This is a genomic window from Streptomyces boncukensis (genome assembly GCF_011045075.1).
Taxonomy (GTDB): Bacteria; Actinomycetota; Actinomycetes; order Streptomycetales; family Streptomycetaceae; genus Streptomyces; species Streptomyces boncukensis.
The window spans coordinates 1-16,359 of the sequence record NZ_JAAKZZ010000126.1 but is presented as its reverse complement, the minus strand read 5'-3'; the positions used below and the strand labels follow the sequence as shown (position 1 = coordinate 16,359).

The window sequence follows — 16,359 nt, the reverse complement described above, 5'->3', positions numbered from 1 at the left end:
GAGGCGTGGGCCGAGGGCGTGCGGCGCGCGCGTGCCGCGGTGCTCACGGAGCCCGGCAGACTGCGGGCCATCGGCGCGGCGCTGGCCGCGCTCGTCGTGCTGTTCGGTGCGGTCACCGCCTGGCAGGTGGCGGACCGCAGCGCGGCGGCGGACGCCGTGGTGACGGACAGCCAGCCGCTGAGCGCCGACGCCGCACGCGTCTACCGCTCGCTGGCCGACGCGGACACCTCCGCCTCCAGCGGCTTCCTGGCGGGCGGCGAGGAGCCGCGCGCGGTGCGCGAGCGGTACGAGAAGGACATCCGCGAGGCGTCCGAGCTGCTGGCGAGCGCGGCGGCCAACTCCGGGAACTCCGCGAGCGCGCAGCGGCAGATCGCCGTGCTCAACCGCGGACTGCCCGTCTACACGGGCCTGGTGGAGTCGGCGCGCGCCAACAACCGCCAGGGCCTCCCGCTCGGCGGCGCGTATCTGCGGTACGCCAACGAGAAGATGCGCGGCGAACTCCTCCCCGCCGCCCGCGCGCTCTACACGGAGGAGACGCGGCGGCTGCGCGCCGACTACGACGACGCCGAGTCCTGGCCCCTCCTCGCGCTCGGCGCGGGCGTGCTGGCGCTGGGCGCCCTGGGCTGGGCGCAGCACCGCCACTACCGCCGCACCAACCGGGTGTTCAACCTCGGCCTGCTGGGCGCCACGGCGGCGACGCTGGCCCTCCTGGTGTGGCTGACCGGCGGGCACGCGCTGGCCCGCGCGGGGCTCGTCGACTCCGACGAGCAGGGCGCGCGGTCCCTGCACGCCCTCAACGCCGCCTGGATCAGCGCCCTGCAGGCGCGCGGTGACGAGAACATGACGCTGGTCGCGCGCGGCGGCGGAGCCGCCTACGAGAAGAGCTACCGGAAGCAGATGGCCCACGTCGCCGGAGCCGGCAAGCAGCGGAACGGGGACAGGGACGGGGACGGGGACGGGGACGGGGACGGCACAGGGCAGTTGGACGACGCGCTCGCGCTCGCCGACGACGCCGCGGGCAAAGCGGCCATCGAGCGCGCCAGGCAGGCTGTCGGCACCTGGAAGGAACGTCACGCCAGGGCCCGTGCGCTGGACGACGGCGGAGAGTACGACCGCGCCGTGCGGATGGTGATCGGCTCCGACCGGAGCACCGGCGCGAGCTTCGACCGGGTCGACGGCAGCCTGGGCGTGGCCAGCGCGCACGAGCAGAAGCAGTTCACCCGGGCGGCGGACGGCGGGCGCGGCTGGTTCGGCGGCCTGACCGTCGGCGCGCTGGCGCTCGCCGTGGCGGGCGCGGCGGCGGCCGTGCTGGGGATCGGGCGCAGGCTCGCGGAGTACCGATGAGGGGGCGTACGGCCATGAGGGGCAGCGGACCAGGGCGTATCCGGCGGATCGCGGTTGCCCTCCGCCGGGGCTGCCGGGCCGGGGCTGCCCGTGCCCGGGTCCTGCGGACTGCGGCCGCGAGCGATGCCGGGCGTGCCCTGGCCCTCGGCGCCGGCGCCGTGGTGCTGGCCTCCGCCGCGCTCTCCGCCGACGGCGGCGGCTCGCCCGAGGGCGAGACGGCCGCCCGCGCCGCGGAGGGCCGCGGCGCCGTCGCCGCCGCCGCGCCCGCGGCCGGGCCGCGGCAGCCCGCACCGTGCGACGACGGCGAGCGGGCCGCGGCGAGCCTGCGCCCGTCCGGCGCCGACGGCACGGCGGTGAAGCGCATCAAGAAGCGGGGCAAGCTGGTCGTCGGTGTCGACCAGAACAGCTATCTGTGGGGCTACCGGGACCCCGCGACCGGCGACATCGAGGGCTTCGACATCGACCTGGCCCGAGCCATCGCCCGCGACCTGGTCGACGGCGACGGGCCCGGCAAGCTCACCTTCAGGACCATCCCGACCGACCAGCGGATCCCCGCGCTGCGCAAGCGGGACGTCGACATGGTGGTGCGCACCATGACCATCACCTGCGAACGCAGCAGGGAGGTCGCCTTCTCGACCGCCTACTTCGAGGCGGGGCAGCAGCTGCTGGCGCCGAAGAAGGGGGCGCGGGTCAAGGGCTTCGACAGCAGCATGCGCGGCAAACGGGTGTGCTACGCGGCCGGTTCGACGGCCGAGGAGCTGATGACGTCCGGCCGCTACCAGAAGCTGGGCGCCCGTCCGGTCGTCGTGGCCAACCAGCTGGACTGCCTGGTGCGGATGCAGCTCGGCGAGGCGGACGCCACCGTCACGGACAGCGCGCTGGGCGCCGGACAGGCCGCGCAGGACTCGTCCGTGGAGCTGATCGGCGAGCCGGTGACGGAGGAGCCGTACGGTGTGGCGATGAACCTCCGGGACGAGGACCTGGTGCGCCGGGTGAACCGGGTGCTGGACACCTTCCGTGCGGGCCAGTGGAGCCGCTCGTACGGCAAGTGGCTGAAGGACGGCCTGGGGGGTACGAAGGACGGCGGGAAGGCGAAACCGCCCAAACCGCTGTACCGGGACTGAGATCTCTCCGAAAGGACTGAAGGGGCGGGGCCAGGGGAAGCGAACGATCCGAGCGTTCGTACGAGTCGGACAGCGAGACCAGGTGTCAGCGAGAGACAGCGAGGTGATCGATGGGGCCCGCGGGACCCACCGGGCCGGTGATGAGCCGGGAGGAGGTCGACCGCGCTCTGGAGCGGCTGGAGGCCGAGCACGAGGCGGTGGAATCCTCGCTCCTCGCCCTCCAGGACCACGCGGGGCGCCGGCTGCTGGAGGGCGCCCGGCTCAGCGGCGTCACCGCGCGCCGCTGGGCACAGGCCGAGGCGGCCGGCACCCTGCTGTGGAACGGCTTCGAGACCTACTCCCGCACCCTGGAGACGGCGCGCGAGCTGCGCAGCCGCCGCCGCTGGCCCAGCCGGGACGATCTGACGGAGCTGACGCGGCTGCTGCGCGGCACCCTCACCGTCCCCGGCGGCACGCTCTCCTCGGCCGCGGCGGGCGCCGGGGGGACGGGGCTCACCGAGGGCGCGCGGCTGACCGAGGAGGTGACGCTCGGCCGGCTCGTGGAGCGGATGAACGACTGGTACGCGCAGGCGCTGGACGTGGTCGCCGCCGCGGACGCCGTCTGGTCCGCGCTGCCCGCGCGTATCGACCTGCTCTCCGCCGAGCTGCAGCGCATCCGTTCGCTGGCGCACTCGGTGGGCGTACGCCCCGGGGAGCACCCGGCGGGCGACGACCTGGAGCACACCACGGCCGAACTGACCGCGCTGCGCTCCGAGGTGCTCGCCGACCCCCTCGCCTTCTGGGCGCCGGACGGCGGCAGCAGCGCCCCCGGCGGCGGGCGCCCGGACACCGCGCGCTACGACGCGGCGGCACGCGCCCTGGAGGAGGTGCGGCGCGAGATCGACGCGGTGCTCTCCGTCCGGCAGGACGCCGAGCAGCGGCTGATGAAGCTGCGCGACCTCCTCTCCCGCGCCGACCGCACCCTCGCCGAGGCGCGCTCCGCGCGGGGCGAGGTGCTCGCGAAGATCGCCGCCTCCGAGGTGCCCGCCGTCAGCGGCCCGCCCACCGCGCTCCAGGAGCAGCTCGCCACGGCCGCCGAGTACCGCAGACACGCGCGGTGGCACCGGCTCTCCCCGCTGCTGGAGAGCCTGGAGCAGCGGGCCGAGGCCGAGCTGGAGCGCGCCCGTGCGCAGCTGTCCGCCGTGACGGCGCCGCTGGCGGTCCGCGCGGAACTGCGCGGCAGGCTCGACGCGTACAAGGCGAAGGTCGCCCAGCACGGCCTGGCGGAGGACCGGATGCTCATCGAGCGCTACGACGTGGCGCGCCGGATGCTGTGGAGCGCGCCCTGCGACCTGCGCGCCGCCGAGGATGCCGTGCTGCGCTACCAGGAGGCGGCCCGCGAGGTGCTGACGCCGGGCGGGCAGCACGGACCGAGGGGGCTGCGGGCGGAGTGAGCTCAGTGCGCGGAGCGAGGGGCACGAGGGGAGCGAGGAGGTGTGAAGCAGCGTGAGCGAGCAGCCGGACGTGTGCGACCAGGAGTGCCGGCGACCGCAGTGCGGCGGCACGTACGAGGACATGGGCGACGGCGAGCTGTACTGCGACACCTGCGGGCTCGCCCCCGTCGTCGCGCCCGAGGGCGGCGGGGAGCGCGGGGACGGTGCGCTCGGCGCCGCGCCGACCGGGGTGTCGAAGGAGGGGCGTACGGGGAGCGCGGGGCGCGGGCGCCGCTCGGCCCGCTCCTCCTCCGCGCGCTCCGCACGCTCCACCCGCTCCTCCGCCCCCGCTTCTACGAGGGCCTCGTCCCGCTCGCAGTCGTCACGGCGCTCCGTGTCCGGCCGGCTGACCCGGGAGCAGTCCGGGCGCTCCACGTCCCTCTCGGTCTCGGTGCGCAGCGGCGGCTCGACGACGGGCTCCGCCACCCGCGGCAGACTCGGCGCGGGACTGGTGCGGATTCCGGAGGTGCCCAAGCCTGACCCGGCCGGCGTCGTGCTGGACCACCCGGAGGTCCCGGAGCGCAAGCGGTTCTGCAGCAGCGGCGACTGCGGAGCGCCGGTCGGCCGCGCGCGCGGCGAGCGGGCGGGCCGGACGGAGGGCTTCTGCACCAAGTGCGGTCACCCGTACTCGTTCGTGCCGAAGCTCCGCGAGGGCGACGTGGTGCACGGGCAGTACGAGGTCGCGGGCTGTCTGGCGCACGGCGGGCTCGGCTGGATCTATCTCGCGGTCGACCGCGCGGTCTCCGACCGCTGGGTGGTGCTCAAGGGCCTGCTGGACACCGGCGACGAGGACGCGATGGCCGCCGCCATCGCGGAGCGGCGCTTCCTCGCCGAGATCGAGCACTCCAACATCGTGCGCATCTACAACTTCGTCGAACACCTCGATCCGCGCACCGGCAGCCTCGACGGCTACATCGTCATGGAGTACGTCGGCGGCAAGTCCCTCAAGGAGATCGCCAACGAGCGCCGCACCCCGGACGGACGGCGCGACCCGCTGCCCGTCGAGCAGGCGTGCGCCTACGGCATCGAGGCCCTGGAGGCGCTCGGCCATCTGCACAGCCGCAATCTGCTCTACTGCGACTTCAAGGTCGACAACGCCATCCAGCAGGACGACCAGCTCAAGCTGATCGACCTGGGCGCCGTGCGCCGGATGGACGACGAGGAGAGCGCCATCTACGGAACCGTCGGCTACCAGGCGCCCGAGGTCGCCGAACGGGGCGCCTCCGTCGCCTCCGACCTCTATACGGTCGCGCGGACGCTCGCCGTCCTCACGTTCGACTTCCAGGGGTATACGAACATCTACGCCGACAGCCTGCCCGACCCGCGCAACATCGAGGTCTTCCAGCGGTACGAGTCCTACTACCGCTTCCTGGTCCGCGCCACCGACCCCGACCCGCAGCGCCGCTTCGCCTCCGCCGAGGAGATGTCCGACCAGCTGATGGGCGTACTGCGGGAGGTCGTCGCACTCCAGACCGAACGGCCGAGGCCGGCCCTGTCCACGCTGTTCGGCCCCGAGCCGCGCGTGGTGGACACGGAACTGCTGCCCCGCCCCGCCGGCGACCCCTCGGCGCTGGGCGCGCGTGAGCGGCGGCGCGGACGGCGCCCGCGCGGACGCGGCGAGCGGACCGAGCGGCGCGGCGCGGGAGGCGCGGCCCAGGTGACCGGAGCGGACCCGAACGGCCCCCACCCGACGGGTCCGGGCCCGGACCCGGACCCGGGGGCCGCCGGGGCGGCGGCGATCGGGCTCGTGCCCTTCCGGGCCCGGGACACGGCGCTGGCGCTGCCGGTGCCCCGCGTCGACCCGGGGGACCCGAACGCGGGTTTCCTGGCCGGGCTGATGGCCGTCACCCCGGCCGACCTGCTCGGCGCGCTGAAGGGCGCCCCCACCGACTCCGTCGAGCTGCGGCTGCGCGAGCTGCGGGCCCGGCTGGAGATGGACGACGGCGCGGCGACCGCCGAGACCCTGGCCGGGCTGGAGGCCCGGCACGCCGACGACTGGCGGGTGGTCTGGTACCGCGGCCTGTCCGCGCTGGTCTCCGGCGACCAGGAGACGGGCGCGCTCGCCTTCGACGCGGTCTACGACGCGTTCCCCGGCGAGACCGCGCCCAAGCTGGCCCTCGCCGTCTGCGCCGAGGTGCTGGGCCAGCTGGACAACGCCGCCGAGTACTTCCGCCTCGTGTGGTCCACCGACCCGTCGTACGTGAGCGCCGCCTTCGGCCTGGCGCGGGTGCGGCTCGCGGCGGGGGACCGGGCCGGCGCCGTCGAGGCCCTGGAGTCGGTCCCGGAGGCGTCGATCCACTACACGGCCGCGCGGGTCGCGGCCGTCCGCGCACGGCTGCGGCAGCGCTCCCCGCTGGAGGACCTCTCCGCGGACCTCTACGCTGCGGCCCAGCAGGTCGAAGACCTGCGGTACGCCGGACTCGACGCGCTGCGCGGCGAGGAGCTGACCACGGAAGTGCTCGGCAGCGCGCTCGACTGGGCGCTCAGCGGGCACCTGAAGGGGCAGGAGACGGGCAGGTCGCTGCTCGGCAGCCCGTTCACCGAGGAAGGGCTGCGCTCCGGGCTGGAGCGCTCCTTCCGGCTGCTCGCCCGCCTCGCGCAGTCCGGCAGTGAGAGGATGGAACTGGTGGAGCGGGCCAACCGCTTCCGCCCCAGGACGTGGGTGTGACGATGCCACAGCTCGACCGACAGTCCGCCTGCCCCCGCTGTGCGGAGCCGCTGGAGGACGGGGACCGGTACTGCGGTGCCTGCGGCGCCGATCTGACGGCGCTCGTACGGCGCTCTTCCGGCCCCGCCGCGACGGCGGTGGACGACGCGGACGAGGACCGTCCGACGCTGCCGGTGAACGGGGCGCGGGCGCGGGCCCGCGCGTCCCTGCCCGTGGCGCCGCGCCCCGGCGCGCCCGCGCCCCCCGAACCGCCCGCGCCGCCCGTACCGTCTGTCGGGTCCGCCGCGGCCTCCGCGGGGGCCGCGCCGCGCACGGACCCGCGCGCCGCCGTGCGGAGCGAGGGGGGCGGAAGGGGCGGCCGGGCCGGTCGAGGCGCGGCCGCCGCGCCGAACGGGATCCCGTCCGCGCCGCCGCCCGAAGGACCGTACGGGCACGGGAGCGGGAACGGGCTCGGGGACGTGCCCAGCGGCCGGTCCGGCCCGGAACCGCTCGGCCCGCGCTGCGTCGCCTGCGGCACCGGCACGGTCGACGACGACGGCTACTGCGAGCACTGCGGTCACAAACAGCCGCGCGAGCGCGACCACATGGAGTGCGCCCTGGAGACCGTCGCGGCCGCCAGCGACCGCGGACTGCGCCACCACCGCAACGAGGACTACTTCACGGTCTGCCAGGCCACGACGCCCGCGGGCACGCCGGCGGCCATCGCCGTCGTCTGCGACGGGGTCTCCTCGGCCACCCGGCCCGACGAGGCGTCGGCCGCGGCCGCGCGCGCCGCCGGGGACGCGCTGGGCGACTCCGTGGCGCGCGGCACGCACCCCCGGAAGGCCATGCACGACGCGCTGGTCACGGCCTCCGAGGCGGTCAACGCGCTCGCCGAGGACACCCCGGAGGACCCGGCCAGGAACGCGCCCGCCTGCACCATCGTCTCCGCGCTGTGCGCCGGCGGCCTCCTCACCGTCGGCTGGGTGGGGGACAGCCGCGCGTACTGGGTGCCCGACGACCACACCATTCCGGCCGTGCGGCTCACCGAGGACGACTCCTGGGCCGCGCAGATGGTCGCCGCCGGGCTGATGGACGAGGCGGAGGCGCACGCCGACGCCCGCGCGCACGCCATCACCGGCTGGCTGGGTGCCGACGCGTACGAACTCGACCCGCACACCGCCTCCTACCAGCCCGAGGAGGCCGGTGTCGTGGTGGTGTGCACGGACGGGCTGTGGAACTACGCGGAGTCGGCGCGGGAGATGGCCGCCGCCGTGCCGCACGACGCCCTCAGCAGACCGCTGCACTCCGCGCAGCACCTGGTCGGCTATGCGCTGGACGGCGGGGGCCACGACAACGTAACAGTGGCCGTGGTCCCGTTCCCCATGCCGTCCGGGCGGGCAGGATCGGCCTGATGCCGGTACGTACGGCAGCACCGGGGGGACGGTCCTGACGAGCGCATCGGGGGGAAGCACCGCGACACGCACCGCACTTCCGCCCGCCCCTTTGTCTACTTGTCGCTGTAGAGCAGCAGGAGCGCAACACATGGCCAACTTCTCCAAGTCGAACGCCCCGCGCTTCTCGGTGGATGTGTACCAGAACGAGTACCTCCCCGAGGGCGGGCAGGAGGTCAACGCGATCGTCACGGTGACCTCCACGGGCGGCGGCACCACGGGGGGCATGCCCCTCCCGGTCACCGACCCGGCGCGTGCCGCGCTCGGCGGGGGCTCGGGTGCGGCGGTCGTCATCATGGTCGACTGCTCCGGCTCGATGGACTACCCGCCGACCAAGATGCGCAACGCGCGGGACGCCACCGCCGCCGCGATCGACACCCTGCACGACGGTGTCGCGTTCGCGGTGGTCGCGGGCACCCACCAGGCCCGGGAGGTGTTCCCGGGCGGCGGCCGGCTCGCCGTGGCCGACGATATGACGCGCGCGCAGGCCAGGGAGGCGCTGCGCGGGCTCACCGCGGGCGGCGGCACGGCCATCGGCACCTGGCTGCGGCTCGCCGACAGCCTGCTCGGCTCGGCGGACGTCGCCATCCGGCACGGCATCCTGCTGACGGACGGGCGCAACGAGCACGAGGAGCCGGACCAGCTGCGCGCCTCGCTGGAGTCCTGCTCGGGGCGGTTCACCTGTGACGCGCGGGGCGTGGGCACCGACTGGGAGGTCAAGGAGGTCACCGGCATCGCCTCCGCGCTGCTGGGCACGGCCGACATCGTGGCCGACCCGGGCGCGCTGTCGGCCGACTTCACACAGATGATGGAGGGCGCCATGGGCAAGGAGGTCGCCGATGTGGCCCTCCGGCTGTGGACCCCGCAGGGCTCGCGTGTGAAATTCCTCAAACAGGTCGCGCCCTCCGTGGAGGAGCTGACCTCCCGCCGCACGGATGCGGGGCCGCGCATCGGGGACTACCCGACGGGCTCCTGGGGCGACGAGTCCCGGGACTACCACGTGTGCGTCGAGGTGCCCGCCGCCGGGGTGGGCCAGGAGATGCTGGCGGCCCGGGTCTCCCTGGTGCTGCCGACGCCGGGCGGCGGGACGCCGCAGACCCTCTCCCAGGGGCTGATCCGCGCCGTGTGGACGGACGACATGGTGGCCACCACCTCCATCAACCCGCAGGTGGCGCACTACACGGGCCAGGCCGAGCTGGCCCAGGCGATCCAGTTGGGGCTGGATATGCGGAAATCTGGTGACGAAGCGGGCGCAACCGCCAAACTCGGGCGCGCGGTGCAACTGGCCAACGCCTCCGGGAACGCGGATACTGCGAAACTGCTTTCGAAGGTGGTCGACGTCGTGGACGCGGCGGCGGGTACTGTTCGACTGAAGGCGAAGGTCGCCGACGCCGACGAGATGACGCTGGAGACGCGGTCCACCAAGACGGTCCGCGTGAAGAAATAGCGCACGGTACGGAAGAGCAGGAGCACGGAGGGGGAGGCACTCACGATGCCGACTTGCCCGAACGGTCACCAGTCGGCGGCCGACGACTGGTGCGAGGTGTGCGGTCACCGCATGACCGGCGCGCCCGCCGCGCCCGCTGGTGCCGTACCGCCGCCCCCTCCGCCGTCGCCCGGCGGCGGAGGGGCTCCGGGTGCGCCCGGTGGCGGTCCCGGCGGCGGCTACGGCTACCCGGGCCCCGGCGGTCCGGGCGGCCCCGGTGCTCCCGGCGGTCCGGGCGGGCCCGGCGGCCCTGGTGCTCATGGCGGCCCCGGCGAGCAGGGGCGGCCGGGGCAGGGGTACGGCTACCCCGGCCCCGGGACTCCGGTGCCGGGCCAGGACCGGGGCCCGGCCCCCGGCGGCCGGCCGGGCGCACCGGAGCTGTGCCCGCAGTGCGGTACGCCGCGTGAGGTGCAGGCGCCGTTCTGTGAGGAGTGCCGGTACAACTTCCTGACGCACTCGCCCACCACGTATATGCCGCCGCAGCCGCCTGGCGGTCCGGGCGGTCCGGGTGGCCCCGGCGCTCCCGGTGCCCCTGTGCCGCCCGGCGGGTACGGGCCGCAGGGCGGGCAGGCGCCCCCGCCGTTCCCCGGGCGCCCCGAGCCGGCGCAGGAGTACGAGCGCTCCCAGCCGTCCCAGCTGAACCGGCCGGCCGAGCCGCTTGCGCCCGGCGGGCCGTACGGAGACCAGCCGCCGCCCGCGCAGCCGAACGGGGACTGGGTGATATCCCCGCCCCCCGGCGCTCCTCCGGCACCGCATCCGATGCAGCAGCCGCCGCACCCGGGTCAGCCGGGTCAGCCGCCGCACCCGGGGCAGCCGGGGCCGGGGCAGCAGTTCCCGCACCAGCAGCAGCACCAGCAGCACCAGCAGCCGCCTCCTCCGCCGCAGCCGGAGTACCAGCAGCCCGAGTACCCGCAGCAGGGCGGGGGCAACTGGATGGCCCTGGTCGGACCCGACCGCGAGTACTTCATGGCGATGATGGGCCGCAGCGGTCCCGAGGCCGAGGCGCTGAACCTGCCCGCGTACTCACCGGAGCAGCAGCTTCCGCTGACCGGCAACCAGGTCACGATCGGGCGGCGGCGGGCCTCGACGGGGGAGTCGCCGGACATCGACCTGGCGCGTCCGCCGGAGGACCCGGGCGTCTCGCACCAGCACGCGGTGCTGGTGCACCAGCCGGACGGCAGCTGGTCCGTGGTCGACCAGGACTCGACGAACGGTACGACGATCAACGGTGCGGAGGATCCCATTCAGCCGTTCGTTCCCGTGCCGTTGAAGGACGGCGACCGCGTCCACGTGGGGGCCTGGACCACGATCACGGTACGCCGCACCTGACGCGGCGCCCCTGAGGGGAGCTCTCACATGTAGTGGGAGCGCAGGCCCGCGTACGCCTCCGAGGGGGCGCCCTCGTGGTCCAGGGCCAGCAGCGCTGCGCCCAGGACCGGGGGGTCCGTCACCACGTGGGCCGTCGCCTTGGGAGCCCGCGCGGCGAACCGCTCCGCGAGCCGCGCGTCCAGCGCGGGATGCCGGGCCGCCACCACCCCGCCCCCCAGCAGCACCGGGCACGCCACGTCCAGCAGGTCCAGCCGCGACAGCGTGACGGCGGCCAGCGAGACGATCTCGTCCGCCTGCCGCCGTACCAGCGCGAGGGCCACCGGGTCCCCCTGCTCCGCGCAGGCGAACAGCAGCGGGGGCAGCTCGTGCCTGCGGGCGGCGGGAAGGTCGCCGAGGTGCAGCGCCTCGATGAGCGCGTACATGTCCGGCAGGCCGAAGTGGGCGGGGAGGGCCCGCGCCAGCTCCGTACGCTCGCCCCTGCCGTCCTCCGCGCGCGCCGCGTGCCACAGGGCCTCGGCGGCGAGCCCGCCGCCACCTCCCCAGTCCCCGGAGAGCCGGCCGACGGCGGGGAAGCGGTGGGTGCGGCCGTCCTCGGCCTGTCCGACGCAGTTGATGCCCGCGCCGCAGACGACGGCCACGCCGTGCCTGACCGAGCCGTCGTCCGGGAGGCCCGCGCGCAGGAGGGCGAACGTGTCGTTCGCCACATGCGTGGTGCGGGCCCAGCCGAGCGCGCGGAGCGCGGACTCCAGCTCGCGCTCCTCGCGCGGCAGGTCCGCGTTGGCCAGGCAGGCGGACACATGGCGGAAGGGCTCGGGCGGGAGCCCGGCGTTCCGGGCAGCGCGCCGTACGGTCTCCGCCAGGTCCCGCACGGCGGTGGCCACGCCGACGGCGGGCGGCTGGAAGCCGCCGCCCCGCGCGCTGCCGAGCACCTGCCCCGCGGTGTCCAGGACGGCGACGTCGGTCTTGCTGTTGCCCGCGTCTATGGCGACGCACGCGTTCGTCAGGCCCACGTAAGGTGCTCCCGGTTGTGTGCGAGAAGGAGGTCGGTCAGCCGTTCCGCGCGGTCGTACTGGCCGGTGAGCGGGTGGGCGAGCAGGGCCTTGAAGACCCGGTCCCGGCCGCCGCGCAGCGCCGCGTCCAGCGCGAGCCGTTCGTACGCCGTCACATGGGCCACCAGGCCGGCGAACAGCGGGTCGAGCGGAGGTGCGGGCAGCGGCGCCGCGCCCTCGGGGGAGATCCGCGCCGGGACCTCCACCACCGCGTCGTCGGGGAGGAAGGGCAGGGTGCCGTTGTTGTAGGTGTTGACCACCTGCACGCTCTCTCCGGGGGCTGCGGGTCCCGCGCCCAGCAGCGGGGCGGCGAGCGCGACGGCGGCCTCCGAGTAGAAGGCGCCGCCGCGCCTGGCGAGCAGCGCGGGCTTCTCGTCCAGCGCGGGGTCGGCGTACAGCTCCAGCAGCTCCCGCTCCATGGCGGCGACCTCGGCGGCCCGGGACGGCTTGCTGCGCAGCTCGTCGACGACGTCGTCGTGCGCGTAGTAGTAGCGGAGGTAGTACGAGGGGACCACGCCCAGCCGCTCCAGCACCGGGTGCGGCAGGCGCAGCTCGTCGGCGATCCGGGGGCCGTGCTCGGCGAGCAGCCGGGGGAGGACGTCGGGGCCGCCGGGCCCGCCCTCGCGGACGGCCAGCTCCCAGGTGAGGTGGTTGAGGCCGTAGTGCTCCAGATGGAGGCCGTCCGGCTCGGCGCCGAGCAGCGCGGCGAACTTCCGCTGCAGGTGGATCGCCACATTGCACAGGCCGACCGCGCGGTGGCCGGCTTCCAGCAGGGCGCGGGTGACGATGCCCACCGGATTGGTGAAGTCGATGATCCACGCGCCGGGGCTCGCACGGCGCACGCGCTCGGCGATGTCCAGCACGACGGGAACGGTGCGCAGCGCCTTGGCGAGCCCGCCGGCGCCGGTGGTCTCCTGGCCGAGGCAGCCGCACTCCAGCGGCCAGGTCTCGTCCTGCCCGCGCGCCGCCTGCCCGCCCACGCGCAGCTGGATCAGCACCGCGTCCGCGCCGTCCGCCCCCGCCTCCAGGCCGTCGGTGGTGACGATCCGTCCGGGGTGGCCCTGGCGGGCGAAGATCCGGCGGGCGAGCCCGCCCACCCGCTCCAGCCGGTCCGCGTCGGGGTCGACGAGGACCAGCTCGGTCAGCGGCATCGCGTCGCGCAGCCGCGCGAATCCGTCGATGAGTTCGGGGGTGTAGGTGGAACCGCCCCCCACTACTGCGAGTTTCATCCCTTTACTCCCGTCAGGGTGACGCCCTCGATGAAGGCGCGCTGGGCGAAGAAGAACACGAGGATCACGGGCGCCATGACCAGAACGGTGGCCGCCATGGTGAGGTTCCAGTCGGTCTGGTGGGCGCCCTTGAAGGACTCCAGGCCGTAACTCAGCGTCCACGCGCCGGGGTTCTCCGAGGCATAGATCTGCGGTCCGAAGTAGTCGTTCCAGCAGTAGAAGAAGTGGAAGAGGGAGACCGCCGCGATTCCCGGCTTCGCCATCGGCAGCACGATCCGCACCATCGCCCGGAACTCGCCGCAGCCGTCGATCCGGGCTGCCTCGGTGTACTCCCGGGGAATCGTCAGCAGGAACTGGCGCAGCAGGAAGATGGTGAACGGGTTGCCGAACGCGAAGGGGATGATCAGCGGCCACAGGGAGCCCGAGAGGTCGAGCTGCCGCGCCCAGAACAGGTACATCGGCACGATGACGACCTGCGGAGGCAGCATCATCGCCGCGATGACGAGCAGCATCATCGCGTTCCGGCCGCGGAAGCGGAACTTGGCGAGCGCGTAGGCGACGGGAATGCTGGAGCCCACCGCGAGTACGGTGCCGAGCCCGGCGTACAGCAGCGTGTTGCGCCACCAGGTGAGAAATCCCGGCGTCTCCCACACGGTGCGGAAGTTGCCCCATTCCCAGGTGTGCGGCCACAGGTCGCGGGTGAGCGCCTGGCTGTCGCTCATCAGCGCCGTCAGCAGGACGAAGACGAAGGGCAGGACGAAGAACAGCGACGCCGCCACGGCCAGCGCGTGCACGCCGACCCAGTGCAGTGCGGCCCTCCGCGCTGCGGCGTTGCGGGAAGCGGCGGATGTGCGGGTGGGTGTCGGGGTCATGTCGGTCAGTCCTCCGCCGTCAGAAAGCCGCGGCCACGGCGCATCAGCAGGGCCGTGCAGGCCATGGCGATCGCGAAGAGCACCAGCGCCACCACGCAGGCAGCGCCGGTGTCGAAGCGCTGGAATCCGAGGTGGTAGACGGTCTGCGGAACGGTGAGCGTCGACTTCTCCGGATAGCCGGGTTCGAAGTGCTGCCCGGAGCCGCCGATGACGCCGCTGGCGACCTTGGAGGCGACCATGGGCTGGGTGTAGTACTGCAGGGTTTCGATGACGCCGGTGACGACCGCGAAGAGCACGATCGGCGAGATGTTCGGCAGCGTCACATAGCGGAATCGCGCCCAGGGTCCGGCTCCGTCGAGTTCCGCCGCCTCGTACTGCTCCTTGGGCACGTCCAGCAGCGACGCCAGAAAGATGACCATGAGGTCGCCGATTCCCCACAGCGCGAGCAGCGTGAGCGCCGGTTTCGACCAGGAGGCGTCGTTGAACCAGCCGGGCTGCGGCAGCCCGAGCGCGTCCAGCACCGTGTTGGCCGGTCCCGTGCCCGGGTTCAGCAGAAAGGCGAAGGCCACCGTCGCGGCCACGGGCGGCGCGAGATAGGGCAGGTAGAACAGGGTGCGGAACACCCCGGCGCCGGTCTTGATCTTCGTGAGCAGCAGGCCGACGCCGAGCCCGAAGGCGACCCGCAGCGTCACCATCACCGCGACCAGCCACAGGGTGTTGCCGAGCGCAGGCCAGAAGAACGGGTAGTCGGTGAAGACGTACGACCAGTTGTCGAATCCGGTCCACACCGGGTCGGTGAAGCCGTCGTACTTCATGAAGGAGAAGTAGACGGTGGCGGCGAGCGGATAGCCGAAGAAGATGCCGAGGCCGAGCAGCCAGGGCGAGAGGAAGCCGAGCGTGCGCAGCGCGGAGCGGCGGCGCCTGGCCGCCGCCGAGACGGTTCTCACCGGGCCCGCTCCAGATCCTTGTCTATCTGGTCGTCCGCCGTGCGCAGGCCCGCGTCCAGGTCCTTCTGCTTTCCGGACTCCACGGCGTGGCTGAGGTCCTGGAGCGTGAGCAGATAGGCGCCGCCGTTGGGGCTGCCGGGGGCGTGCGAGCTCTTCGGGTGCTCGGCCATCTTCACGAACGTCCGGAAGTTCGGGTCCTTGTCGAGCCGGGGCGAGCGCATGGCCTTCAGCGTCGAGGGCACGTTGTGGATGGCGTTGGCGAAGTCGACCACGGTGTCGGTGTCGGTGGTGAGGAACTTCACCAGTTCCCAGGACGCGTTCTTCTTGTCGCTGGAGTTCGCGACGCCGATGACGGTGCCCGCGAGATAGCCCTTTCCGTACTCGTCGGCCCGGTCGTCGGGTACGGGCATGGGCGCCGTGCCGATCTCGAAGCCGACGCCCGCGTCCTCGGCCATCTTGCCGCGCCACTCGCCGTCCAGCTGCATGGCGACCTGGCCGGTGTGGAAGGGGTGCTTCGCGCCGAACTCGTCGCCGAAGGTGGCGCGGTACTTCTCCAGCTTCCGGAATCCGCCGAGTTCACCGACCAGGTTCCGCTGCCACTGGAACATCTGCTTCATCCGGGGGTCGCCGGCCGCGTTCGACTTGCCTTCGCCGTCGAAGTAGCGGACGCCGAACTGTCCGCCGTAGTGCTCCACTGTGGTCTCGTAGCCGTGGTAGTTCGGCATGAAGCCGAGCTGCTCGTACGACTCGCCCTTCGGCTTGGTGAGCTTCTTCGCCACCCGGTCGAATTCCGAGAACGTTCTGGGCGGCTTTGCGATGCCCGCCTTCCGGAAGGCGTCCTTGTTGTAGTAGAGGCCGTACGCGTCGCCCAGCAGCGGGAGGGTGCAGCGCTTCCCCTCGTACTGCGTGTAGTCGAGCATCGGCTTCGGGAAGGTCTCCTCGGGGACGATCCGCGACTTCTTCAGAAAGGGGTCCAGATCGGCGAGGGCCCGGGAGGAGCAGAAGCGGCCCACGTTGTCGGTCGTGAAGGACGAGACCACGTCCGGGCCCTTGTCGCCGCCGGCCCGCAGGCCCTGGTTGAGCTTGTCGTCGTTGATGTTCTTGACGGCCTTCACGGTGATGTTCGGGTGCTTCTTCTCGAAGGCCGCGACGGCGGCGTCGATTGCCTTCACCTCGGCCGGGGCGCTCCACCCGTGCCAGAAGGTGAGCGTGACCTCGGCGTCCGGGTCGTCGTCGGCCGCTGAGCCGCTGGATCCGGTGCAGGCGCTCGCGAGCAGCGCGACGAGCGCGAGGGCCGCCGCCTTTCCGCGTGCGGATCGTGCCGAGCGTACGGATACGGGCATGGCAGAGCCTCCCTTTGACGGTGGGCGGTAAAGGGTGAGCCGTGGGTCGGGAGCGGGGAGCGG

12 protein-coding genes are annotated in these 16,359 nt (G+C 73.7%); 7 read left to right on the top strand and 5 right to left on the bottom strand.

Annotated features, from left to right (window positions below; all coding sequences use genetic code 11):
* The 7 genes from G5C65_RS14700 to G5C65_RS14670 all read left to right on the top strand — a co-directional run.
* Nucleotides 1-1,344, top strand: a 1,344-nt coding sequence (locus G5C65_RS14700; RefSeq protein WP_241265794.1) for a hypothetical protein, incomplete at its 5' end; no start/stop codon positions are given.
* Between the two features lie 14 nt (nt 1,345-1,358).
* Nucleotides 1,359-2,468, top strand: a complete 1,110-nt coding sequence (locus G5C65_RS14695; RefSeq protein WP_165299261.1) for a glutamate ABC transporter substrate-binding protein — start codon at nt 1,359-1,361, stop codon at nt 2,466-2,468.
* A gap of 110 nt (nt 2,469-2,578) precedes the next feature.
* Nucleotides 2,579-3,901: a coiled-coil domain-containing protein gene (locus tag G5C65_RS14690; RefSeq protein ID WP_165299260.1), complete on the top strand. Its 1,323-nt coding sequence runs from the start codon at nt 2,579-2,581 to the stop codon at nt 3,899-3,901.
* Nucleotides 3,902-4,022: 121 nt separating this feature from the next.
* Nucleotides 4,023-6,608: a serine/threonine-protein kinase gene (locus tag G5C65_RS14685; RefSeq protein ID WP_165299264.1), complete on the top strand. Its 2,586-nt coding sequence runs from the start codon at nt 4,023-4,025 to the stop codon at nt 6,606-6,608.
* 2 nt (nt 6,609-6,610) lie between these two features.
* Entirely contained in the window at nt 6,611-8,002 is a 1,392-nt protein-coding gene (locus G5C65_RS14680; protein ID WP_165299263.1) for a PP2C family protein-serine/threonine phosphatase, read from the top strand.
* Between the two features lie 130 nt (nt 8,003-8,132).
* Nucleotides 8,133-9,488, top strand: coding sequence for a vWA domain-containing protein (locus tag G5C65_RS14675; RefSeq protein WP_165299259.1), 1,356 nt, complete (start codon nt 8,133-8,135; stop codon nt 9,486-9,488).
* 45 nt (nt 9,489-9,533) lie between these two features.
* Nucleotides 9,534-10,856, top strand: coding sequence for an FHA domain-containing protein (locus G5C65_RS14670; protein ID WP_165299258.1), 1,323 nt, complete (start codon nt 9,534-9,536; stop codon nt 10,854-10,856).
* Nucleotides 10,857-10,879: 23 nt separating this feature from the next.
* On the opposite strand, the gene G5C65_RS14665 is transcribed toward G5C65_RS14670, so the two are convergent.
* Genes G5C65_RS14665 through G5C65_RS14645 form a run of 5 tightly spaced genes read right to left on the bottom strand, consistent with a single transcriptional unit; the run spans nt 10,880 to nt 16,296 of the window.
* On the bottom strand, nt 10,880-11,866 hold the full coding sequence (locus G5C65_RS14665; protein WP_165299257.1) for a BadF/BadG/BcrA/BcrD ATPase family protein: 987 nt from the start codon (nt 11,864-11,866) through the stop codon (nt 10,880-10,882).
* The gene (locus G5C65_RS14660) at nt 11,857-13,134 is read right to left on the bottom strand and encodes a family 4 glycosyl hydrolase (RefSeq protein ID WP_165299256.1); all 1,278 of its coding nucleotides are present in this window, start codon (nt 13,132-13,134) and stop codon (nt 11,857-11,859) included. The genes G5C65_RS14665 and G5C65_RS14660 overlap by 10 nt, the downstream gene beginning before the upstream one ends.
* Nucleotides 13,131-14,006: a carbohydrate ABC transporter permease gene (locus G5C65_RS14655; protein ID WP_165299255.1), complete on the bottom strand. Its 876-nt coding sequence runs from the start codon at nt 14,004-14,006 to the stop codon at nt 13,131-13,133. The genes G5C65_RS14660 and G5C65_RS14655 overlap by 4 nt, the downstream gene beginning before the upstream one ends.
* Before the next feature lie 5 nt (nt 14,007-14,011).
* Nucleotides 14,012-14,953 carry an ABC transporter permease subunit gene (locus G5C65_RS14650; RefSeq protein ID WP_165299254.1) on the bottom strand — a complete coding sequence of 314 codons (942 nt, stop codon included), beginning with the start codon at nt 14,951-14,953 and terminating at the stop codon, nt 14,012-14,014.
* On the bottom strand, nt 14,950-16,296 hold the full coding sequence (locus G5C65_RS14645; RefSeq protein WP_165299253.1) for an ABC transporter substrate-binding protein: 1,347 nt from the start codon (nt 16,294-16,296) through the stop codon (nt 14,950-14,952). Before G5C65_RS14645 ends, G5C65_RS14650 begins: the two co-directional genes overlap by 4 nt.
* Between the last annotated feature and the right edge of the window lie 63 nt (nt 16,297-16,359).